16 protein-coding genes are annotated in these 21,278 nt (G+C 64.0%); 4 read left to right on the forward strand and 12 right to left on the reverse strand.

What is annotated here, in order from left to right; translation table 11 throughout:
- Positions 1–4: 4 nt before the first annotated feature.
- On the reverse strand, positions 5–700 hold the full coding sequence (locus tag ACW9IN_RS11440; RefSeq protein ID WP_457365964.1) for a GntR family transcriptional regulator: 696 nt from the start codon (positions 698–700) through the stop codon (positions 5–7).
- Positions 701–859: 159 nt separating this feature from the next.
- Here ACW9IN_RS11440 and ACW9IN_RS11445 point away from each other — a divergent pair, with 159 nt between their 5' ends.
- Positions 860–1,693, forward strand: coding sequence for a fumarylacetoacetate hydrolase family protein (locus ACW9IN_RS11445; protein WP_457365965.1), 834 nt, complete (start codon positions 860–862; stop codon positions 1,691–1,693).
- A 52-nt stretch (positions 1,694–1,745) separates the two neighbouring features.
- Here the strand turns inward: ACW9IN_RS11445 and ACW9IN_RS11450 are convergent, their stop codons facing one another.
- The 3 genes from ACW9IN_RS11450 to ACW9IN_RS11460 all read right to left on the reverse strand — a co-directional run bounded on the left by ACW9IN_RS11450 (position 1,746) and on the right by ACW9IN_RS11460 (position 5,145).
- Positions 1,746–2,957, reverse strand: a complete 1,212-nt coding sequence (locus tag ACW9IN_RS11450) for a YeeE/YedE family protein (RefSeq protein WP_457365966.1) — start codon at positions 2,955–2,957, stop codon at positions 1,746–1,748.
- Positions 2,958–3,034: 77 nt separating this feature from the next.
- Positions 3,035–3,832, reverse strand: a complete 798-nt coding sequence (locus ACW9IN_RS11455) for a DNA/RNA non-specific endonuclease (protein ID WP_457365967.1) — start codon at positions 3,830–3,832, stop codon at positions 3,035–3,037.
- A 95-nt stretch (positions 3,833–3,927) separates the two neighbouring features.
- Positions 3,928–5,145, reverse strand: coding sequence for an MFS transporter (locus tag ACW9IN_RS11460; protein ID WP_457365968.1), 1,218 nt, complete (start codon positions 5,143–5,145; stop codon positions 3,928–3,930).
- Between the two features lie 122 nt (positions 5,146–5,267).
- Between ACW9IN_RS11460 and ACW9IN_RS11465 the strand changes: the two genes are divergently transcribed.
- Positions 5,268–5,972 (forward strand): TetR/AcrR family transcriptional regulator, encoded by a 705-nt coding sequence (locus ACW9IN_RS11465; RefSeq protein ID WP_457365969.1) that lies wholly within the window; start codon positions 5,268–5,270, stop codon positions 5,970–5,972.
- On the opposite strand, the gene ACW9IN_RS11470 is transcribed toward ACW9IN_RS11465, so the two are convergent.
- The 7 genes from ACW9IN_RS11470 to ACW9IN_RS11500 all read right to left on the reverse strand — a co-directional run bounded on the left by ACW9IN_RS11470 (position 5,878) and on the right by ACW9IN_RS11500 (position 18,287).
- Entirely contained in the window at positions 5,878–6,798 is a 921-nt protein-coding gene (locus ACW9IN_RS11470) for a LysR substrate-binding domain-containing protein (RefSeq protein WP_457365970.1), read from the reverse strand. The two genes, ACW9IN_RS11465 and ACW9IN_RS11470, sit on opposite strands and share 95 nt — an antisense overlap.
- A 59-nt stretch (positions 6,799–6,857) precedes the next feature.
- The gene (locus ACW9IN_RS11475) at positions 6,858–8,717 is read right to left on the reverse strand and encodes a peptide transporter (RefSeq protein WP_457365971.1); all 1,860 of its coding nucleotides are present in this window, start codon (positions 8,715–8,717) and stop codon (positions 6,858–6,860) included.
- A complete protein-coding gene (locus tag ACW9IN_RS11480; protein WP_457365972.1) occupies positions 8,714–11,635 on the reverse strand; it encodes a two-partner secretion domain-containing protein in 2,922 nt (973 codons plus the stop codon). The genes ACW9IN_RS11475 and ACW9IN_RS11480 overlap by 4 nt, the downstream gene beginning before the upstream one ends.
- Positions 11,636–11,645: 10 nt before the next feature.
- A complete protein-coding gene (locus ACW9IN_RS11485) occupies positions 11,646–14,675 on the reverse strand; it encodes a porin (RefSeq protein ID WP_457365973.1) in 3,030 nt (1,009 codons plus the stop codon).
- A 58-nt stretch (positions 14,676–14,733) separates the two neighbouring features.
- Positions 14,734–15,807 (reverse strand): hypothetical protein, encoded by a 1,074-nt coding sequence (locus tag ACW9IN_RS11490; protein WP_457365974.1) that lies wholly within the window; start codon positions 15,805–15,807, stop codon positions 14,734–14,736.
- Between the two features lie 99 nt (positions 15,808–15,906).
- The gene (locus tag ACW9IN_RS11495; RefSeq protein WP_457365975.1) at positions 15,907–16,950 is read right to left on the reverse strand and encodes a hydroxyacid dehydrogenase; all 1,044 of its coding nucleotides are present in this window, start codon (positions 16,948–16,950) and stop codon (positions 15,907–15,909) included.
- Positions 16,951–16,958: 8 nt separating this feature from the next.
- Positions 16,959–18,287, reverse strand: a complete 1,329-nt coding sequence (locus ACW9IN_RS11500) for an MFS transporter (protein ID WP_457365976.1) — start codon at positions 18,285–18,287, stop codon at positions 16,959–16,961.
- 153 nt (positions 18,288–18,440) lie between these two features.
- Here ACW9IN_RS11500 and ACW9IN_RS11505 point away from each other — a divergent pair, with 153 nt between their 5' ends.
- Together ACW9IN_RS11505 and ACW9IN_RS11510 are read left to right on the forward strand one after the other, a co-directional pair.
- Positions 18,441–19,346, forward strand: a complete 906-nt coding sequence (locus tag ACW9IN_RS11505; RefSeq protein WP_457365977.1) for a LysR family transcriptional regulator — start codon at positions 18,441–18,443, stop codon at positions 19,344–19,346.
- Positions 19,343–20,236, forward strand: coding sequence for a LysR family transcriptional regulator (locus ACW9IN_RS11510; RefSeq protein ID WP_457365978.1), 894 nt, complete (start codon positions 19,343–19,345; stop codon positions 20,234–20,236). The genes ACW9IN_RS11505 and ACW9IN_RS11510 overlap by 4 nt, the downstream gene beginning before the upstream one ends.
- A 51-nt stretch (positions 20,237–20,287) precedes the next feature.
- Here the strand turns inward: ACW9IN_RS11510 and ACW9IN_RS11515 are convergent, their stop codons facing one another.
- The gene (locus ACW9IN_RS11515) at positions 20,288–21,184 is read right to left on the reverse strand and encodes a LysR family transcriptional regulator (protein WP_457365979.1); all 897 of its coding nucleotides are present in this window, start codon (positions 21,182–21,184) and stop codon (positions 20,288–20,290) included.
- Positions 21,185–21,278: the final 94 nt, after the last annotated feature.

Raw genomic sequence — 21,278 nt, forward strand, 5'->3', positions numbered from 1 at the left:
TGGGTCAGGCCTGGACCAGCAGCGCATGCTTGAGCACCGACTCGGTGGTGGTCTGGTAATGCCGGGTCAGCAGCGCGCAGGCGGTATCGATGTCCTTGGCCAGGGCGGCGTCCATCAACTGCCGGTGTTCATGGGGGACATTGCGCGTGGTGCTGTCTTCGTAGTGCAACGACAGGAATCGATAGCGTGCGGTTTGGTCGCGCAAGGCTGCACACAGGCGCAGGAGCGTGGGCGACGGGCAACTGGAAATCAGCGCCTGGTGAAACACCTCGTGGGCACTTTCCCATTCCGGTGTAAGCATGCGGTCAGGGCCTTCGACCATGGCCAGGCGATCGAGCCGGTGGTGCGCGGCCAGCACACGGCTTTCCCACTCCACATCGCCCTGACGGATCGAATCGGCCAATGCTTTGCACTCCACATGCAGGCGGACCGCCGTGATGTCGGCAATTTCCGCTGCGGAAATTCGCCCGACGCTGAACCCCTTCTGATCCGCCGCCGCGACAAAACCGCTGGTGGCGAGGCGCGACAGCGCTTCGCGCAGGGGAATCACACCGACCTCATAGCGCTCGGCCAACTCCTTGAGCCGCAGGCGCGCACCCGGGGCCAGTTGGCCATTGATGATGTCCTGGCGAACACGGGCTTCGAGCTGGGAAGCCATCGTGCGTTTTTCAGCGGGTTCGGCAGAGGGTCCGTCGATCACGGTCGAGTCCTTTTTACACAAGCGTGGACGAATCATACACAGACTGGAAAATCTATTGAATTTGAAAAAATATATATTTTTTAGTTGACCATATATTTTTTGCGTTTTAGCTTTGGCTCCACACCGCCTCACCTCTTCTACCCAACGAGAGAAATCGCCATGCGCTACGTTCGCTTCCTCCATCAAGGCCAGCCTACCCTGGGTGTCGTCACCGCCGACGGCGTGCGGGTTCTGGGCAATGAATCGCTTGAATCGCTGCTGGCACGCGGCGTCGACCTGCAAACCCACGGCGCCGAGGCCAACGGCGCGCTGGTGGAGATCGCCGAGGACGCTTACCTGCCACTGATGGCGCGCCCGCCCAAGATCATCTGCGTGGGCCTGAACTACGCCGATCACACCAAAGAGGCGAAGTACGAACAGCCCAGCTACCCCACGGTATTCCCCCGCTGGAGCTCCAGCCTGACGGCGCACAACCGACCGCTGGTTCGCCCACGCGCGTCCGACACCCTCGACTACGAAGGTGAAATGGCGGTGGTGCTCAAGCGGGGCGGTCGCTACATACGCAAAGAAGATGCGCTGGACCATGTTGCCGGGTATGCGCTGTTCAACGAAGGTTCGGTGCGTGAATACCAGTTCCTCACGCCGCAGTGGACGGTTGGCAAGAACTTCGATGACACCGGCGCCTTCGGCCCGCATCTGGTGACGGCGGATGAGTTGCCGCCGGGAGGCAAGGGGTTGCTGCTGGAGACCCGCGTCAATGGCCAGGTGGTGCAATCGGCCAACACGCGCGACATGCTGTTCGACGTGGCGACCATTATTTCGACGCTCAGCGAGGCGCTGACACTGGAAGCCGGCGACGTAATCGTCAGCGGCACGCCGGCCGGGGTCATTCTGGGCAAGACGCCCCCGGTGTACCTGAAGGCGGGTGATGTGGTCGAAGTGTCCATCGAGGGCATCGGCACACTGGTCAACCCGGTGGTCGACGAAGCCTGACAGGCCCGCCGCCCTCGCCTGCACTGGCCGCAGGCGAGGGTCAGGCACGTACTCAGCAACCGCTCAGTGCGACCTGCGGTTTCTCGCCCGCGAAGAAGAACGGTCGCAGGCGCACACCTACGCTGTTGCCGATGAACGCCGCCACCAGCCACACCCAACCGTGCAGGCTGCCCGAGGCGATGCCACTGAAATACGCACCGATGTTGCAGCCGTAGGCCAGACGCGAACCGTAACCCAGCAGCAGGCCACCGATCACGGCAGCCACCAGCGAGCGCGCGGGGATCTTCAGACTCGGTGCAAAACGCCCGGCCAGGCCGGCGGCCAGCAACGCACCGAGAATGATGCCCACGTCCATCACGCTGGTGATGTCTTGCCACACCGGCGCAGCCAGCGCCTTGGCATTCGCCGGCATTTGCCAGAACGCCCAGCTGGCCACATCCACCCCCAACCCGCTCGCCACTTTGGCGCCCCACAGCGCGAACGCGGAGGTGATGCCCCATGGCCGTCCGGCCAGGGCCAGGGTGGCGTAGTTCAGCAGTGCCAGACCCACCGCGCCCCACACCAACGGCCAGGGCCCGCGCAGAAAACGGCGCAGCCCGGTGTGCTCGCTGGTCACGCCCGCTTCAAGTTGGCCATGCCGGGCCTTTTCCAGGTGCACGGTCACCAGGGCGATGATCGCGAAGGCCACCAGGCTCAGGCCCAGAGCGGGCCCCACGCCGAAACTCTTGACGATGGACACCGCCGGGAACGATGGCAGCGCAAACCACCAGTCCACGTGATGGGTGGCGATCAGCGAACCGCAGATAAAGAAGAACAGCGTCACCAGCATGCGCGCGTTACCGCCGCCGACGGTGAACAGCGTACCCGACGCACAGCCGCCGCCCAGTTGCATGCCGATGCCGAAGATAAACGCGCCGAACACCACCGACACGCCGGCGGGCGCCACCAACCCGACCACCGGTTGCCCGAACAGAGTGCCTGCGCCCAGCGCCGGGAAAAACAACAGCACCGCCACCGCCAGCATCACCATCTGCGCGCGCAGGCCGGCGCCCCGCCGCTCATTGATAAATACCCGCCAGGCCGAAGTGAAGCCGAAGGCCGCGTGGTACAGCGTCAGCCCCAGCGCTGCGCCGACCACCAGCAGCAACACCTGTTGCGGACCCACGCTGTTCTGCAGGAACAGGGCGCCCAGCACCAGAATGATAAAGGCCGCCAGCGGCGCGACGGGCTTGCGCGCGGGGGCAAGAGGAAGGGAGGTGCTCATGGGGTATCTCGGTTGCATGAAGAGGGACGCGAGTATAAACCCCATGACAAGGGTTTGCTGGCGGGCGAGCCGCTCGATCAGCTCCGTCCCACCGACCCCGACACCGGCAGATTGCCCAGCAGCTTGAGCCCGGTGGTCTTCACGAAGGTGTCGTAGTCCATCGGTTTTTCGATGCGGGTTTCAGCGTTGGGCAGCACATAGGCCCAGGCGCGTTTGGACGAAGCATCGTAGACCAGCTTGAACAGGCGGGTCGGCACCCAGACCTTGTTGTCGCCAATGGTGCCGTAGCCCGGGTCGAACAGCGGGCCGGTGAACACATACACATCGCCGCCGGCACGGACCGCGAACTTGCGCACGTCCGCCTCGACCTTGCTCCAGATCTTGCGATTGTTGGTGGGGTCCTGCGGCACCATGTTCGACAGCGCAAACGACTGTGCCATGGCATTGGCATTCGGCGCGTCGGCCGCCGGCGATTGATGGCCACGGTCCATGGCCGGGTGCTGGCCGCGGTAATCGCTCAGCTCTGCACGGCCCGCCTTGGGAATGCGCGGGTCCGGATAGAACTGGTTGGTGCGTTCCTCGCCCTTGGCGTCACGCAACTGCGCGGCGTTCAACCGCTCGACCACCACCAGTGGGGTCTTGCTGGTTTGCGAATAGAGCACGGCAAAGTGGTCAGAACACAACGCCAAAGGCTTCAGGGTGGCCGGGACCGTCGCCGTGTTGATAGGCCGGGCGCCCGGGAACAGGTCGGCGCAGCTGTCGAACGACAGTTGTTTTTCCTGGCTGGAATACAGGTCCGGCAAGCTGCGGGCACTGGCCCCGGCCGAGAGCAACACAAGGGCCGACAGCCCGACTGCGATTTTGCGTAGGTACATGCAGGAATTCTTCGAAGGAAAAGAGTGACGGCAGGCTCCGGCTGACGGAGCCAAGTGAATGATATTGCGGGAATTATTGACCGTCACTCGTCAGATTAGTGCCCGACTGCCGTAGGTTTTCCCGCCGCCCGCGCGCCGGGTTTGAAACCATGGGCATGGGCGCTCCAGGCGATCACGAACGACACGCCGATCAGCAGCACCATCGCCCACGGAAACGCAGCGACACCCCAGGTCTGCAACAGCACACCACCCACCACACCGCTGCCGGCAATCGCACTGTTCCACGCCACCACATTCAACGACAGCGCCACATCCGCGCCCTCGCCCGCCGCGTCGGCCAATGCGGTTTGCAGCAATGTCGCCGCGCCACCGAAGCTCAAGCCCCACACCGCCACACCGAGGTAGACCACCTGGGGCACCTCACCCAGCAGACCGAACGCCACGCTGATCGCGGCAAAGGCCACCAGGCTCGCCAATACCGTGTTGCGCAACATCGGCTCGACCAGCCGGGCGGTCAGCCAGATCCCGGCCAACGCCGCCACGCCGAATACCAGCAGCACCGCATCCACACGGTCGCCCAACCCGGCCGGTGCCACGAACGGTGCGATATAGGTGTACAGAATGTTGTGCGCCAGCATCCAGCTGATCACCACCGCCAGCACCGGACGCACGCCCGGCGTGGTCAACACCTTGCCCAGGGACAAACGCTGGTGCGCCGCCTGGGGCGGGTAGTCCGGGACTTTCACCAGCACCCACACCACCAGCAGCAGGGTCAGTGCTGACATCAGGCCGAACGTCGTGCGCCAGCCCACCAGCCCGCCCAGCCAGGTACCCAGCGGCACCCCCAGCGACAGCGCAATCGGCGTACCGACCATCGCCAGCGCCAGGGCCTTGCCCTGCTGATGGGGCGCGACCATGCGCCGGGCATAACCGGCCAGCAGGCTCCAGGCCAGCCCTGCCGCCACGCCGGCGAAAAAGCGCGCCACCAGGGTCACGCCGTAATGGGACGACAGCGCCGTGGTCGAGTTGAACAGCAGAAACCCGACGATGGTCAGCAACAGCACATTGCGCCGACGCCAGCCCCGGGTGGCGATGGTCATGGGGATCACCGCCAGCACCGACCCCAATGCATAAGCGGTGACCATCTGCCCGGCCATCGACGGCGAAATATCGAGACCGGCGCTGATCAACGGCAACAGGCCGGCCGGCAGGGTTTCGGTGACGATGCAGATGAAACCGGTCATGGCCAGGGCGAGCAAAGCGCCGATGGGCAGGCGGTCGGAAGCAGCGGACAAACTGAGTGAAGGGGTCACGGGAGGCTCCTTGAAGGGACTTAAATACTGATCGATACAAATGTTGCAGGTCGCCGCACCGCGTTGTCAACGACTTATGTATCGACTAGTATCTATCTCGTTTCCCCACCGGAGTCCTTCCCATGGCACAAATGGGCCGCCCTCGCAGATTCGACCGTGAACAAGCCGTTGAACAAGCCATGCACCTGTTCTGGCAACACGGCTACGACGCCACGTCCCTCGCCCAACTCAAGGCCGGACTGGGTGGCGGGATCTCCGCGCCGAGCTTTTACGCAGCGTTCGGTTCCAAAGAGGCACTGTTCGACGAATGCGTGCAGCGTTATCTCGCGACCTACGCCCAGGTCACCGAATGCCTGTGGGACGAAACCCTGTTGCCGCGCCAGGCCGTCGAAACCGCGTTGCGCCAGTCGGCGCGCATGCAATGCGAAGACGGCCACCCCAAAGGCTGCATGGTGGCGCTCGGCGTGATGAGCGCACCCAGCCCGGAAAATGCGCGGGTAGCGGATGCCTTGACCCAGTCGCGGCTACGCACCCGGGCCGGGATCGTCGCCTGCATCGAACGCGCCGTGCATACCGGTCAACTGCCGACGCACACCCACGCAGAAACCCTGGCAGCGGTGTTCGACAGTTTCCTGCAAGGGGTTTCGATCCTGGCACGGGACCACTTGCCTTACGCCGTGATCGATGGCGCGATCAGCCAGCTCTTGCTGACGTGGGATCTTGCCGCGTCGCTCACGCCGCCCACTCGTCCCGGCACGCCATCAGGAAATCCACGAACGCCCGCACCCGATGCGGCACATAACGCCCGTGGGGATATAACAGGGTAAACGGCCGCGAACGCCCGCCAAATGGCTGCAACACCGGCACCAGGCTGCCATCGGCCAATTCCTGCTCGACAATGAACTTGTAGGTCTGGAACAAGCCCGCACCGTGCCTGGCCAGGGTCACGCCACCCAACACGTCGTCGGCACAACTGTACCCCGCCTCCCCGGCAAACTCCCGCGCCTGGCCGTCCACCTGGAACAGCCAGGGAATACGCCGGCCATTGCTGGGCAATTCGTACTGGATGCATTCATGGGCAGCCAAGTCGTCCAGGCTCTGCGGTATGCCGGCGCGTTGCAGGTAGGCCGGCGTGGCGACCACCACCAGTTCGGCGTCTTCCAGCAGGCGCGCGATCAGCGAGGAATCCGGCTGGGCGCGCACGCGGATGGCCAAGTCGTAGCCTTCGGCGACGAAGTCGATATTGCGGTTGCTGATATGGATATCCACGCTGACTTGCGGGTACAGCGCGCGGAACCTGGGCAGCAGCGGTAACAGCCGATAGTGCGCGTAGGTGGTGGGAATACTGATGCGCAGCAGGCCGGACGGTACCGATTGGGCGCCCATCACCTCCTGTTGGGCCTCCACCAGTTGGGTCAGCGCCTGACGGCATTGTTCGAAAAATGTCCTGCCGCTGTCGGTCAGGCGGATGCTGCGGGTAGTGCGCACAAACAGACGCGAACCCAAGCGCTCTTCCAGGCGCGAGACGCTGCGGCTCACCGCTGCCGGCGTCACCCCGGCGGTCTGGGCAGCGGCGGTGAAACTGCTGGCTTCGGCGGCCAGGCAGAACAACTCGATGCTGCCCAGCTGCAAATCTTCAAAATGGCGCTTCATGGGATGACACCGCGTATCGACACACAGGGAATGCCCCCTTGTTTATCAGTACTCGGCGCTCAAATACAGCGTTGCATCACCGCCAGTTCCGCCAGCAGCGCTTCGCTCAAGGCCTCGGGTGTACCGCTGAACAACACGTGCAGCGGATCGCGGGTTTCCAGGTGGCGGTACAAGCCGCTGCGCGCGGCATAGTCGCCGGCCAGGCGCACCGCCGCCTCCACGTACTGCTCATGGGTGCGGGCGATGGTCCAGTCCGGCAGGCCAACGCGGCGGAACAGTCCTTCGTCGATGTGCTCGAACACCTGCGGGCCGGTCTTGCACACACCCGGCAGCCCCACGGTGAAAGCGTCGATGATGCCGTTGGTGTTGCCGAACGGAAACGGGCTGAGGAACAGGTCGCAGCGGTTCAGCGTGGCCATGTAATCGGCATACGGCTGATGGGGATATACCGTCGCATCGCCCACGTAGCGTTCGACCAGGCGCACCAATTGCGGAAACAAGAGCCCCTGGGCCTGCCCTACCAAAAAGTGAAACCGCACGCGCTTGCCGTGGCGGTGCAACGTCCGCACGGCAATCGCCTGGCAGGCACGCAAAAAGGTGGGGTTGAGTTTCATGGTGGTGGCAGCCACCGCGACATTGACCCAAGGGCCGTCTTCGCGGCTCAACCGGGGCAACTCGACGGGAATCGCCGAGGGCCGGTAAGGCTGACCATTGGCCGGCAACTGCAACAGACGTTCGGAAAAGCAGTCGGGGTCGCCGACAAAATCCTCTTCGACGCTGACGCAATCGATATGCCGTGAGGCCGTCGTCGCCGGGTGCCCCAGCGCGGCCACCTGCAACGGTGCAAAGCGCAGGTTGCTGGCAAACATCGTGATCTGAAACATGCCGACGCTGGGCATGTAGAACACCTCGGGGCGCCGCGCACTCGCCAGCGCGGTGAGCTGGCGCAGGCTGGCGAACAGGTCGTCGGGCTCGGCCAGCTCGATGAACTCATCGAACACTTCACGGCCCAGGGCATCCACATTGGCGCCGTAACCCACCGCCACCACCTGAAAGTCCCGCCGCGCCGCCTGCAACGTCAGCGAGTGGGTGCGATAGATCGAATGCCCGCCGGAAAACCATTCCAGCAACACCAGCATCAACGGCTTTTGCCCGGCGGCGCGTGCCGGCACCACCGTCGGCGGCACGCTCTGGATGCCCACACTGGCCAGCTTGCGTTCGATCAGCGTATTGATCGACGCCTTGATACGGTGCCGCTCCGGCAGATCGGCATAGCTGCAATGCATGTACACGTCGTGCAGCACGTTCAGCGGCAGCGCGTCCAGGCTGTCCAGTTGTTCCAGGCGTCCGGGCAGCCACGCCAGCAAGGTTTCGCGCTTGGAGTGCGCAGCGGGTGTGCCGAGAAAACGCGGCGACATCAGCGCCATGAACAGCGCCGCCGCCAGGGTCGGGTTCTGTTCCCACAGCAGGTCCACGTCCAGCGGCAGCTGGGATTCGGGCGAGTACAGCAGGCAGAATTTCACCAGGTCCTGTTCGGCAAGGCGGTAGCCGCTGCCGTCCGCGCCAAGCAGGTTGAGCGAGCGCAAAATGTGGTCGCAGTTGATGAACGCACTGGCGGCGAACAGCGAGGACAACCAGCGTTGCAGGTTGATCAACTGGCCGAACCCGCCGGGACTGATGCTGAAACCCGGGTCGGAAAACAACGCGGTGATCGCGCAGGTCACACGGGTCAACACGTGACTTTCCAGCTCGCCCGGGGTGATCGCCGGCGACACGCTCAAGGAAAACTGTTCGGACAATTTGCCGTAATTGCGGTCGATCAGCTGCAACAGGCGTAACAACTCTCGAGCGCCGCCCTCGTGGTTGCGGGTGTAGCACAGGTACTCGAACGCTTCGAGGGAAAACACCGGCTCACTCATCGCGCCGCTCCCTGGGCGACGTCGATACTCACTTGATCGAGGGTGCTGCCCAGCGGCGTGAGGTGGTAGTCGCCCAGCAACGGCTGGCGCCAGGTATCCCCGACCATCTGGCTCTGATGGTATTGGCGTGTCGGCTCGGAGGCGCTATCGAGCAGGCTGCTGTGGATCAGCCCACCCCGGTCGATCAACACCGCGCCGCTGCCCGTGGCGGTGATCGCGGCAGTGCCGTTGCTCTGGTTGATGAAATTGCCGGAAGGCGTGTCCAGGTCCAGGCGCAGTGTGCCGTCGGCCACTTGCAGGGTGTTGGTGCCGTTGTCGAAACTCAACGCCGCACCGCTGCCGCTGCGGGCGGTGACGGTCAGGTTGCCGCTGCCGCCGGTCATCACGTTGTTGAATCCCCGGGCGTTGGTGGCGTTGAACGACAACCCCGCGCCGGAACCCTGGGCCGTGCCCTGCAAGCGAATATCGCCGCTGCCGGACAGGATATTCACACCGTTGCCCGCCCCCGACGCACCACTGCGAATGGCCAGGCCCGGCGCGCTCGACGCCGGCCCCGAGGTGCCGCTCAGCGACAAGTTGCCGTCCTGGGTGGTGAGGTTGATCACCGACGCGGTACCGGTGGAGTTGACCACCGTGCCGGAGTCACCGGCGCTGCGACCGTCGATGACCATATCGCCACCGGCCCCCGCATTCAGGGTGACCGCGCCCGTGGTGGACGCCGCGAGGAACACGCCCCGTCCCGAATTGGCGGTGCCCTGCACGGTAAGGGTGCCGCTGCCCACGCTCAGGGTTTGCGCCGAAGTGGCGGCGGTCGAACACACCAGCACGCCGCTGCCCGACACCGCACTGCCGCGCAAGGTGACATTGCCACTGCCGCTGGCGGCGATGGTGTTGCTGGTGCTGAAGATCCGCGTGCCGTTGCCGCTGCCCAGGTTGGTGCTGTCCACGGTGATGGAGCCCACGCCCGTCGTAAGCAGGTTGCTGCCGCCGGTGAGGACGAAGGCATCGCCGGTGCCGGTGGTACTCGCCTGCACGGCGGTGATGCTGATGTTGCCACCGCCGGCATTCAAAGTGCTGTTGCTGATGTTGATCGCCGTGGCCGTGGACCCGGCGGCCAGGCTCGCCGAGGTCGCGCCCCGCAAGGTGATATCGCCGCCGCTGGTGCTGATGCGCGTGTTGTTGGTCATCGAGATGCCCACACCATTGCTGACGTTGGTGCTGGCCCAGGAGGTCGCCGGATTCACCGCGCCGCTGATGGTCAGGTTGCCGCCGTTGGTGCTGATGCTCGCGTTGCTCAGGGCCACGGAACCGTTGCCGCTGTTGTTGAAGTTGGACACCAGCGACACGTTCAGCGTCTTGCCGGTGCCATTGCTGATGCTGGTGTTGGTCATCACGATATTGCGGTGCGCCTGCAAGGTCAGGGTCGCGTTGCCCACGCCCTTGACGTTGGACAGCACGTTGATATCCCCAGAGGTGCCGGCGCCCGACGAGGTGGTCACCAGGATATTCGCGCCTTCGGACAACGACGCATTGAGCGTCGCCGAACTCAGGTTGGAACTGGCACCGGCGTTCGGCGTGAACGGCGAACTGGTGGACGTGCCGGTGCTGGCGGTGTTGGTGATGTTGATATTGAACGGGTCGATCAACCAGGAACCGCCCTGCCCCGACACCGCGCCGAGATCGACGATACCCGCCACATCCAGCGCATGCCCGGAGGTTTCCACCAGGCCGCCACGGCCCTGGGCGCCGGCACCGCGCACGCTGATGCCGCCATAGAACTGCGTGCTGTCTTTGGACCAGAGGATGACCTTGCCGCCGTCGCCGCTGCTCAGGGCATTCGCGCTGATGCGTGCATCGCTGCCCATGAACGTGCTGTCGGCCTGGTGCAGGTTGCCGCGGCCCTGGTAATCGCCGCCCATCAACACCGTGCCACCGCCCAAGTCGCCGTCGGCATCGATGCGGCCACTGTCGAACAGGCCGACGTACTGCCCGGTCATGGTGACGTTGCCGCCGCGCTCGCCGCTGTGCTTGCCCGACACATCCAGCACGCCGCTGTTGACCACCACGCCGCTGTCGCCGCCATCAAGGATGATGCGGCCATTGCGCTGTTGCAGGCTGCGGGCCTCGATCACGCCTTCGTTGTTCACCACGTTGCTGAGCATGGCCTGGGAGTCGCGGGCGGTCATGGTCACCGCGCCGCCATTGGCACTGAGCAGTCCACGGTTGATCACGCTGGCGCCGATGGCCGGGTCGTTGACCTCGACATTGATCAGGCCGTCGCCGGTGAAATCGAGGGTGATTTTTTCACCGCCGCCGAGCACCACCGAACCCAACCGTGCGACCACCGTGCCTTCGTTGCGTACCTGGCCGCCGAGCAACGCGACACTGCCGCCGTCCCGCGCGCTGATCGTGCCCTGGTTGACCACCGCACCGCCGCCCTGCCCGGCGAACACGTTCTTGCCGGCCATGAAATCACTGTTGGAAATGTTCAGCGAACTGGCCACCAGCCCGCCCACATCCACCATGGAACCTGCGCCGAACAACACGCCCTGGGGGTTGATCAGGAACACCTGACCATTGGCGTTCAAGTGCCCGAGGATCTGCGAGCCGTCGCTGCCGGTCACCCGGTTGAGGGCCACCGACGAAGCGCCGGGTTGCAGGAAATTCACCTGGGCGCCGCTGCCGATATTGAACGTGTCCCAGGTGGCGATCAGGCGATCGCTGCCCTGGTTCACGGTCAACACATTGCCGTTGCTGCTGATGGTGCCGCTGCCGGCGATCACCTGGCCGTTGGTGGGCAACGCGTTGCTGTCCAGGGCCTGCGCGGGCATGGGCGCGAGGCCGTACAGGGCGCAGAGCACAGCAAAACTCAAGGGTTTGAGCACAGGCAAGGCGGGCTTGGATTGGGGTTTGCTCATGGCCTGCTCCTCAGAACGAATAGTTGATGCCAGTGCCGATGGCACTGATGGTGGTACCCGCGCCCGGCGAATAGCCGGAGGCCGCAAACACGCCGGTCAGGGCGAAGTTGTAGTTGGCCAGGGACTGGTTTTTCAACAGGACATACTGGGTGAACAGGTCAATGTTGCGCGTGAGCTTGTAGTTGGCGCCGACGGCGTACTGGGTGGCACCCATGCCGTGGGTGTCACAGTCGACTTCGGTGGCGCGGATCATTTCGCACTTGCCCGGCAACGCCTTGCCGTACGACGCCTTCAGGGTCAGCGCGCCGATCTTGTGGGAGGCGCCCAGCAGGTAGGCGCGGCGCCGGTACTTGGACAGGTCGCTGGTGGTCGTGCTGTTGTTGATCACGCCGTCCTCCGAGTACGACAGGTCATCGGCGATCACCGACAGCTTGGTCGCGCCAAAATCATAGGCCAGGCCGTAGCGCAGGCTGAAGTCATCGGACGAAGTGCCGGCGGTGACGTGGGTGCTGCTGCCCAGGCCACGCGCGTTGCGGCCCAGGTCGGCAATGCCGAAGTAGTTGATATGCCGCTCGGTGGCGAACACCGCCATGAAGCCGCCATTGTTGTAGACCAGGCTGCTGCCGTAGACGTAGCCCTTGTCCACATCACTGGCGGCGCTCATGCCGTTGTTCGAATAGGCCAGCTTGAGTTGCAGGCCGTTCCATTCCGGCGTCCAGTATTCCACCACGCCGGCCTGGCGCCGGTTGAACGCGGCATCGCCGTTGACCGCCGTGTCGTTGTAGCTTTGCGGGCCGTTGACGTTGGTGGACAAGCCGGCGCTGAAGCCCGGTGAACCAATGATGTTGAAGTACGCGGCGCTGGTCTTGCCGTTGAACGGGTCCAGCGGTGTGGTGGCCTCTTTCATGGGCATGTCCCACACGCCGTACAGCAGCGTGCCGTAGTCACCGTGGTTGAACGCCGCACCCGTGTTGCGCAGCTTGGTGCTGGGGGACGCGGACTTGACCACCGAATCGTCCTTGCCATCGGTGTAGTTCATGGAGATGCCGTATTCCAGCTGCCACAGCAGTTTCCAGTCATCGGCCAACGGGTAACCGCCGTGCACGCCGATGGCGGAGACGTTGTCACGGGCCCGCCAGAAGCTCGCCATGTTGCGCCCGCTCGGGGTGGCCAGGCGGCTTTGATCGGCGGGTGACGCCGGGGTGGCGCCATGCCGGTCGACATACTCGGGCACGATGCCCACCGAACCGTAGATCACCGTGTCGGTTTCGGGCACTTCGAAGTCTTCGCCCTTGGAACCCAGGTCGCTGGCCAACCCGGCAAACGCCTGGGGCGAACCGGAGATCGAGAACCACAGGCGCTTGGCGGCGCGGTCGTCGCTGGTCGGGTTCTCGCCCGGGGAAAACGCCAGGCTGGCGTTCATCACCAGGTCACGGTGGTAGAGATTCAGGCCCACGCCATAGCCATAGCGCGTGAGGGTGTTTTCGCTGTTGTCCCAGGGATTCTTGTTGACCGTGACCTTGCCCGCATCGGCGAACAGCGTGCCTTCGGCAATCGCCCCGGAGAAACGTCCCAGGTACTTGCGCAGTTCCAGGCGGCCCAGCACGCCTTCGTCACCGGCCACTTCGCCCACCGGGTAGGCACGTACCCCATTGGGGCCGCCGAGGCTGAGTTTTTCCGAGGAGTCGAGGTTCTTGTCGGCCCATTGCCCGGTCAACGACCCGAACAACGAGAAGCCGCCGCCCAGGTATTGCAGGCGGCTGAAACTGGCGTTGGCTTTCTTGTAGCGCCCGGCCGCGTCGGCGGTCAGTGCGTCCAGCGCGGCATCGGCGGGGGTTTTCTTGTCCAGGTCGCCGATGCCGTACGACAGGCTCCAGGCGTTGCTGCCCTGCCAGTCATCGCGCCAGTTGCCGTACAGCGTGGCGCTGCGGAACACCGCCGATTTATTCACGGTGAAACCGCCGGCCGAGTCTTCGAAACGCCGGTGGTCCTCGGCCAGGTTGAGGCTGATGTTGCTGTCCCGCGAGCGCAGCAGCGCACTGTTGATGAATACCGAGGACACCTCGGCGGTGCCGCTGGCATCCAGGCCCTTGAGGTTCTTGCCGATGCTGTAATCGAGCTCGGCATAGTTGGCGCCCACGGAGATACCGGTGGCGCCCAGCGGTTGCTGGTAGCCAACGCCCTTGATGTCCAGGCCCTCGAACGAGTTCTGCGAAGTGGCGGTAAAGCTTTCACCGAACCCCAGCGCATCGTTGAGGCTGATGTTGGAGGTGAGGCGGTTGGAACCGGTGTAATAGTTGCCGTAGTTGTCGATGGCGGCACAGGCGGTCCAGGCCGTCATTTCACTGAGCTTGAGCACGATGTCGGCGGCGCCGGGCTGTTTGGACGGCCGCAGGATGGCGTGCACCGACACCCCGGTGATGTCCGACAGGCGCAGCAGCACGCGCTCCAGATCCTGCTCGCGGATGATCGTGCCCGACGGCAAGGCGTTGACGAATTGCTGCTGCACGCCGGGACGCAGGCGCACGTTGGAATCCGGCACGGCACTGACCTGACCGATGATGCCTTCGGACACCGCAACGGTGACCTGACCGTTCTGAATGTCCTGGGCCGGCAGATAGGCCCGAGCCACCAGATAACCCCGCGCGCGGTACAACGCGGTGACTTGCGCCGCGGCTTCGCGCAGGCCGTCCAGGCCGAGGGTCTTGCCCACATAAGGTTGCAGGGCCGACTGGATCGGGGTGTCGCCCAGCTCGCGATTGCCTTTGACCACGAAGCGCTTGACCTGCAATTGCAGGGTCGAGCCGCTGGGCTTGGCCACGGGTTCATCGCTGGGGCTTTCGATGCGCACGCTGCCGGGCGGTGCCGGCTGCACGTTGTCCGTGGGGCGCAACACCGAGCGGCTGTTGTCGAACAGCGTGCCGGACGACGGCAAGGTATCGGCCTGGGCATGGGCAGCGATCAGGGCGGTGGCCAGCAGCGTCAACGCGCCTGGCCCCCAGGCGCGCGGCGCCCGGGTGGAGGGAAAGTGAATGCTCATACAGTTCTCTTATTGTTTTTATCGAGACGCAGTGTTGGGCGAGTAGCGCTATCGAAACTTAGGGGAAGAGCATCCGTGCAACGTTCTTGTCCCCGAGCAGTCGTGCCGCGTTATGGCCGATGCCCGGGAGGGTGTGTTGGGGATGGCTCATGGGGATTTGCCATTGGGTCGACAGAAAGCGCTCGTAACTCACATAGTTGAGCTGGCGCTCCAGGCGTGTCGCGCCCTGGTAATTGGCCCCGCAGGAAGTGTCGAGCACGCGGCTGGTGGGATTGTTGTCCTGGGCACCGACCAGGTAGGTCACGTCCCGCATGGCATAGCGGGAAAACAACTGACGGTCGTTCAAGTGCTGGTTGAGCAAGTACGCCGGCGCACCGTCGACGCCATAGCGGTAGCGGCTGTAACTGGGGCACATCACCGTGACCACCGGCTTGAACACGCCGTCCTGCAGGCGGTTCTCTTCGAAATACACGTAGCTCGACGGACTGGCGATCACATACCGAATGCTCAGCCCGTGGGCCTTGAGGCCGCCGTCGAGGTCATTCATGACCGCATAGCGCTGCATCAACTGCGCGCCCGCCGAGTGGCTGACCATCACGATTTCCTTCAGCGCCGGGTAGCGCTGGCGGTCGGAGAGGTAGCTGACCACATCGTCCAGCACCTGGAACGCCGGGATACCCTTGTGGCCGAACTGGGATTCGATGCCATGCATCCATTTGTCACGGCGCCACAGCGGCATGTCATTGCTGACGCCGGAATCCTGAGGGGTGAGGAAGTTGGGGGCCAGCAACAAGGTGGTGGCGCTTTTAAGGTGGGCGTTGCCGAGCAACGTGCGACCGGTCTTGAAGTACTGGTCGGCGTCGCGTTGCACGCCGTGCACGATGATCACCGCGCGTTCGAGGGTACGGGGCGGGTTGTAGAGATCGGCGTTGGCGTAGACCAGGAACGGATACGCCCCGGCATCGTGGCCCAGGCGCAGCACCTGGCGAGCTTCGTCTTCGTGCTTGTCGGCGGCGTCGCCGTGCACGTCGACCTTGGCACAACTGGTCAGCGCGCCCATCAGGGCAAGGGACCCCAAGACGGTGGCGAACGTTTTGGCAGGTTTCATGGAGGTGGGCAGGCGTATGAACATGACCAGACACTTCTCTTGTTTTTTTAAGAGACTACCAGCGCTGCCCACCTATGAAAAATATCTAAATAACGGTGTTTGGATACTTTAAAAATATGACTGTCACACCCCTGTCATGCTGCGCATGCGTTCGACCATCAAGTCCCAGGCCTCGGGGTTGAGCAGATGCGGTGGACGCTCGCCGCACAGGATCGCGGCAATCTGCGCCGCCGACGAACGCGCCACGTTACGCCGACCACCGTGGGTTACCCCGGCGGTATGAAAAGTCGCGACCAGATTGGGCAAGGTCAACAACGGTGCCTGCTGCGCTGGCGGCTCGCAGGCCCATACGTCCAGCCCGGCGCCACTCAGATGGCCACGACTCAAGGCGTGGTACAAGGCCTCCTCGTCGTGAATTCCGCCCCGGGCCGTCGACAGGAACACCGCCCCCGCTTTCATCGCCGCAAACTGCTCGGCGCCCATCAAGTGCCGGGTGCTCGCGTTCAATGGACAGTGCAGTGAGACGAAATCACTACGCCGCAACAATTCCGGCAAGGTCACCGGCGTGGCGCCCTGAGCCAGTATCTGTTCGGAACGCAGGTAAGGATCGTAGGCCAATACCTCCAGGCCGAAGCCGGCGGCGATACGCGCCACGCGACGCCCGATCTCCCCCAGCCCGACCAGGCCAAGGGTGCGGCCGTGGATTTCTTCGCCCATCAGGTCTTCGCGGCTGAACCCGGTGGCATGGCGCAACTTCCGGTCGGACTCGACGATGCGCTTGACCACCGCCAGCAGCAGGCCAAAGGTGTGTTCGGCCACCGAATGGGCATTGGCCCCGGCCTGGTTCACCACGACAATCCCCGCGCGGCTGCACGCGGCCACATCCACGGTGTCGAAACCCGCACCGCCTGAAGACACACAGAGCAGGCGTGGGCACTGCTCGATCAGCGCCGGGTTGACGTACCACTGTGCGGGCAATTCATCCTTGGCCGCCGACACATGGTAGGCATGGGCCTGGCTCAGCGCGGCCAGGGTGTGAGCGTCGTCGCCCTGGCGCGGCAATACCTGCAAGGCCAGCTGGGGATTACCGTGGATCAGCTCGTCGAATACTGGACTGATCCAGAAATCCAGGCGGCAGACTTGCATGACAGGTGAGAACGCGTTCATCCGGGCTCCTAGGGTTGAGGGTTGGCTGGGGTCGAAGGACGCGGCTCGACCATGGTGAGCAAGATGGCGAAGGTGATCAGCGAGCACACCCCCAGAAAGCCGAACACTGCGTCCCAGTTGAAACTGTCCAGCAGCAGCCCGACCACGAACGGCGCGAAGGCGCCGCCCAGGGAGCCGCCGGTGTTGACGATGGACGCGGCGAACGGCACGCGGTCCTTGGTCGCCAGGCCCATGGGGTACACCAGGAACGTGGAATAGCCGATGTTCAGCAAAATGCCCGCCAGCAGGAACACCACCGACAGCAACAACGGATCGTTCGGCGCATTGAGCAGCACCACCATCATCAGCACCGTGGCCAGCGAACTGATCAGCATCGCCGGTTTGCGTCGGCGGTCGAACACTCGGTCCGACAGCCAGCCGCCCAGCAGGTTGCCGATGATCGCGCCGACCCACGGGGCTGCGGCGACCATGCCCATCTTCAATACGGGGTACTGCTTGACGGTAATCAGGTAGGTGGGGATCCAGGTCATGATCGAATACGTGATGCCCACCATCAGGAAGTACCCCATGGCGCAGGCCCACACGTTCCACGAGGCGAGGATGCTCTGGTTGTCGGCCAGCAAGGGCATCTGACGGGTGCGGATCAGCCGGTCGAACCACGCCGGAATGCGTACCCCGGGCTGGATCAGTGAATGGCCATGGGCATCGGCGCCCTGGATATGCTGCAACTCGCTGGGCGAGCAATGGCGGCTGTCGGCCGGGTCGTCCTTCACCAGCCACCACCACAGCAGCGCCACGAAGAACCCCGGCACTGCGAAGAGGTAGAACACCTCACGCCAGCCATACAGGTGCACGATATAGGCGCACAGCGGCGGCACGATGGCCGGCGCGAACTTGGCCGCCGACATGAAGATACCCGTGGCCAGGCCCTTCTCGCTCGCCGGGAACCAGCGGTTGATGACCGAGACGATGCCGATGTTGATCGGCCCTTCCGCCGCACCCAGCAAGGCCCGCGCGAATTTGAGTTGCAGCACGCTGCTGGTAAAGCCGATGAGCAAGGTGGCCAGGGAGGTGAGCACCAGCGATCCGGTCAGCAATTTGCGAATGCCGAAACGCCCGAACAGGTAGCCGGCAGGGATCTGCACCAGGGCGTAGGTCAGGTAGAACAGACTGGCCAGGGCGCCGATATCGGTGTTGCTCAGGTGGTATTCCTGCTTGATGAACGGCACCACCACGCCGATGTTGGCGCGGTCGGCGCCGGCCACCATGTAGGCGAGAAAAAACAGCGCTGCGACCACCCAGCGAAAATGGCTGGCGGGTTTGGAATCGGCTTTCATGGGTTCACCGGTTTTCTTGGAATTATGGACGGCCCCGCCAGGCAGAAACCTCACCGCAGGAGGCCGTGAGCGGGATAGTGCCGATGAAATTCCAGTAGACATAGCGATATTCCATGAACTAAAAACATTCCAAAACCAGATGGAATATCGCCTGTGCCCACCTTCAAACAACTGGAAGCGCTGGTCGCCGTGGTCGATCACGGCACCTTCGACGGCGCCGCCAATCGCCTGGGTCAAGTGCAGTCAGCCATCTCCCAGCAGATCCAGGAGCTGGAACACTGGCTGGGCTTTGCACTGTTCGATCGCACTGGCCGTGGCGCGCGAGTCTCGCCCCTCGCCGCTCCGGTGGTGGCCCAGGCACGCGCCGTACTGCTCCAGCGCGACATCGTCAACAGCTGCCTGATCAGCCCCGAGGTACTGAGCCGCAAACTGCGCATCGGCCTTACTGAACTGAGCGCCCTGACCTGGCTGCCGCGCCTGATCCAGTCAATTGCCAGCCACTACCCCAAGGTGCGCATCGAGCCGGAAGTCGACCTCAGCGTGCGCCTGCATGGGCTGTTGATGGCTGGCCAGGTCGATGTGATCGTGGTGCCCGACGCGTTCAGCACCAACGGCCTGATCCGCGTGGCGCTGGATGAGGTCCATAACAGCTGGTTCTGCGCACCCGGCCTGCTCGATCACCGGCAGCCGCTGGCACTGGCCGACCTGAGCCGCCACACGTTGCTGACCCAGGGCAAGCTGTCGGGCGCCGGCGTGCTGGTGGATCACTGGCTGGCCACCCATCAAGCCAGCCCCAACGCGTACATCCCGTGCAGCAGCCTGGCGGCGCTGATCGGCCTGACGGTGTCTGGCCTGGGCGTGACCTACCTGCCCGACGCCACCGCCGCACCGTACTTGGCCAGCGGGCAGCTAGTGAAACTCAGGGTCGAGCCGCAACTGCCCTCCACGCCTTACGTGGCGTTGGCGCGGGCCGACAGCTACAGCCCGTTCCATCGGCATGTGGTGGAGCTGATGGTCGAGCAGTGCGACCTGCAACACACCTACGGACGGCCGGCATGATCAACGTCAAACAGATCGAAGCGTTCTACTGGACGCAAAAACTCGGCACCCTGCAACGCGCCGCCACGCGCCTGTTCATCACCCAGTCGGCGGCCACCAAGCGCTTGCAGGAACTGGAAAAACAAGCGTGCCTGCCGCTGTTCGAAGCCCACGGCCAGAAAGCCCGGCTGAGCGCCAAGGGTGAAGAATTGCTGGAAGCCAGCGAAGGCTTGATCGACAGCCTGGCCAAGCTGGAGGCCCTGCGCGGCGCCACCCACCAGGCCCGACGCACCGTGCGCATGGGCCTGACCGAGCTGGTGACCATCACGTGGTTCACCCACTTCGTCGCCCGCGCCAAGGCTCGCCTGCCGGACATCGAACTGCACCCGGACGTGGACCTCTCCGCGCGCCTGCAACGCAAGCTGCTGGATGGCGACCTCGACCTGGTGGTGATCCCGCAGGACTACGTGACCGCCGCCATGGCCGCGATCCCGTTGCAGTCCATCGCGTTTACCTGGCTCGCGCCGCCCCGGCTGTTTCCGGCGGGCACCACCCTGTCGCTCAAGGAGTTGGCGTTGTGGCCGATCATCGTGCAGGGCCGTGACTCGGGCATCACCCAGCGCTGCGAACAACTGTTCGCCGAGCAGGGCCTGGAGTTCAATCATGTGTACGGCAGCAACAGCCTGTTTGCCTTGCTCGCGCTGATTCGCGCCGGGGTGGGCATCAGTTGCTTGCCGCGAAGCCTGTTCGTGGACGAGATCGAGCGCGGCGAATTCCAGGAAGTGGCGCTGGAGGTGCCACCGGCGCCCGTCAACTACCAGTTGGCGTTCCTCAAGCATGGGCGCAGCGAGTTGATCGAAACGCTCGCTACGCTGGCTCGGCAGGCCGCACAGGGGGATGACGAGTTCTAGGGGCTGTTTTCAATGCAGCAGCACCGAGTATCAAGGCTTTGGGTACAGCGCCTAGAACAGCAACCGGGAAAAATCACAATGCGCCTGCGCCATGCGCACCACGTCCTGGTTCAGGCCGAACTGGCGGTCGGCGCGGTGCACCGCCACATAGCGCACGCTGGGCAATGCCGGCTCCGTGACCAGCGCACGCAACGCGCCCTGCTCGATCAAGTGCGACAGGCAGGCCTTGGGCAGGTAACTCACGCCAATCCCCGACAGCGCCAAGCCCACCTGCACCAACAGGTTGTGGCTGGTGAGCGTGCGCGGCAGTTGCACGTTGTTCGCCGCCAGCCAGCGCTCGTAGATCAGGCCGGTGCCCGACTGCGCGCCCTGGGTCAGCACGGTGTAGCGGGCCAGCGTCTCCAGGCTGACCGGGTCGGCGTCGGCGATCAGCCCGGGGGCGCAGATCCAGGCGTTTTCCACACTGTGCAACGGGGTGCCGAGAAAGCGCGGGTCGTGATAGACCTCCGGCGCGATCACCAGGTCCAGTTGATCATTTTCCAGCTTGCGAAACAGCTCGCTGCTCAGTTCCACCGAGGGTTCGATCTGCACCTTGGGGTACGCCTGGCGCAACGCGTCCACCAGCGCCGGCAACCAGGTCAGGGCAGTCAGTTCGGTGACGCCCAGGCGAAACCTGCGCACCAGCACTTCCCGGGCGCTGACCCGTTCGAGCAATTGGTCGCGGCGCTTGAGCAGGTCCTTGGCATGGTCGAGCAGTTCGGCGCCCTTCTCGGTGAGCCGGGCGTTGCGTTTGCTGCGGTCGAAGATCTCCACCTCGAAGGTGTCTTCCAGCTCCTGGATGCGCTTGGAAATAGCCGACTGGGACATATTCAGCTTGTTGGCCGCCGCTTCGAAGCTGCCCAATTCGGCGATCCAGAACAACGCGTCGATTTGCTTGAAGGTGATCACGGCGGCCACTCATGACAAAAAGCGATGCTAACACATCATAAAATATCGCTAAAACTGCGCATTCATCGCGCCTAAGATCCGGCCATCGCCCTCG

The sequence above is a fragment of the Pseudomonas sp. SDO5271_S396 genome (assembly GCF_054071795.1).

Excerpts from the sequence above, each read along its gene's own strand:
- ACW9IN_RS11445 (WP_457365965.1), top strand. The coding sequence starts at position 860 with ATGCGCTACGTTCGCTTCCTCCATCAAGGCCAGCCTACCCTGGGTGTC.
- ACW9IN_RS11450 (WP_457365966.1), bottom strand. The coding sequence starts at position 2,957 with ATGAGCACCTCCCTTCCTCTTGCCCCCGCGCGCAAGCCCGTCGCGCCG.
- ACW9IN_RS11455 (WP_457365967.1), bottom strand. The coding sequence starts at position 3,832 with ATGTACCTACGCAAAATCGCAGTCGGGCTGTCGGCCCTTGTGTTGCTC.
- ACW9IN_RS11465 (WP_457365969.1), top strand. The coding sequence starts at position 5,268 with ATGGCACAAATGGGCCGCCCTCGCAGATTCGACCGTGAACAAGCCGTT.
- ACW9IN_RS11470 (WP_457365970.1), bottom strand. The coding sequence starts at position 6,798 with ATGAAGCGCCATTTTGAAGATTTGCAGCTGGGCAGCATCGAGTTGTTC.
- ACW9IN_RS11475 (WP_457365971.1), bottom strand. The coding sequence starts at position 8,717 with ATGAGTGAGCCGGTGTTTTCCCTCGAAGCGTTCGAGTACCTGTGCTAC.
- ACW9IN_RS11480 (WP_457365972.1), bottom strand. The coding sequence starts at position 11,635 with ATGAGCAAACCCCAATCCAAGCCCGCCTTGCCTGTGCTCAAACCCTTG.
- ACW9IN_RS11485 (WP_457365973.1), bottom strand. The coding sequence starts at position 14,675 with ATGAGCATTCACTTTCCCTCCACCCGGGCGCCGCGCGCCTGGGGGCCA.
- ACW9IN_RS11490 (WP_457365974.1), bottom strand. The coding sequence starts at position 15,807 with ATGTTCATACGCCTGCCCACCTCCATGAAACCTGCCAAAACGTTCGCC.
- ACW9IN_RS11495 (WP_457365975.1), bottom strand. The coding sequence starts at position 16,950 with ATGAACGCGTTCTCACCTGTCATGCAAGTCTGCCGCCTGGATTTCTGG.
- ACW9IN_RS11500 (WP_457365976.1), bottom strand. The coding sequence starts at position 18,287 with ATGAAAGCCGATTCCAAACCCGCCAGCCATTTTCGCTGGGTGGTCGCA.
- ACW9IN_RS11510 (WP_457365978.1), top strand. The coding sequence starts at position 19,343 with ATGATCAACGTCAAACAGATCGAAGCGTTCTACTGGACGCAAAAACTC.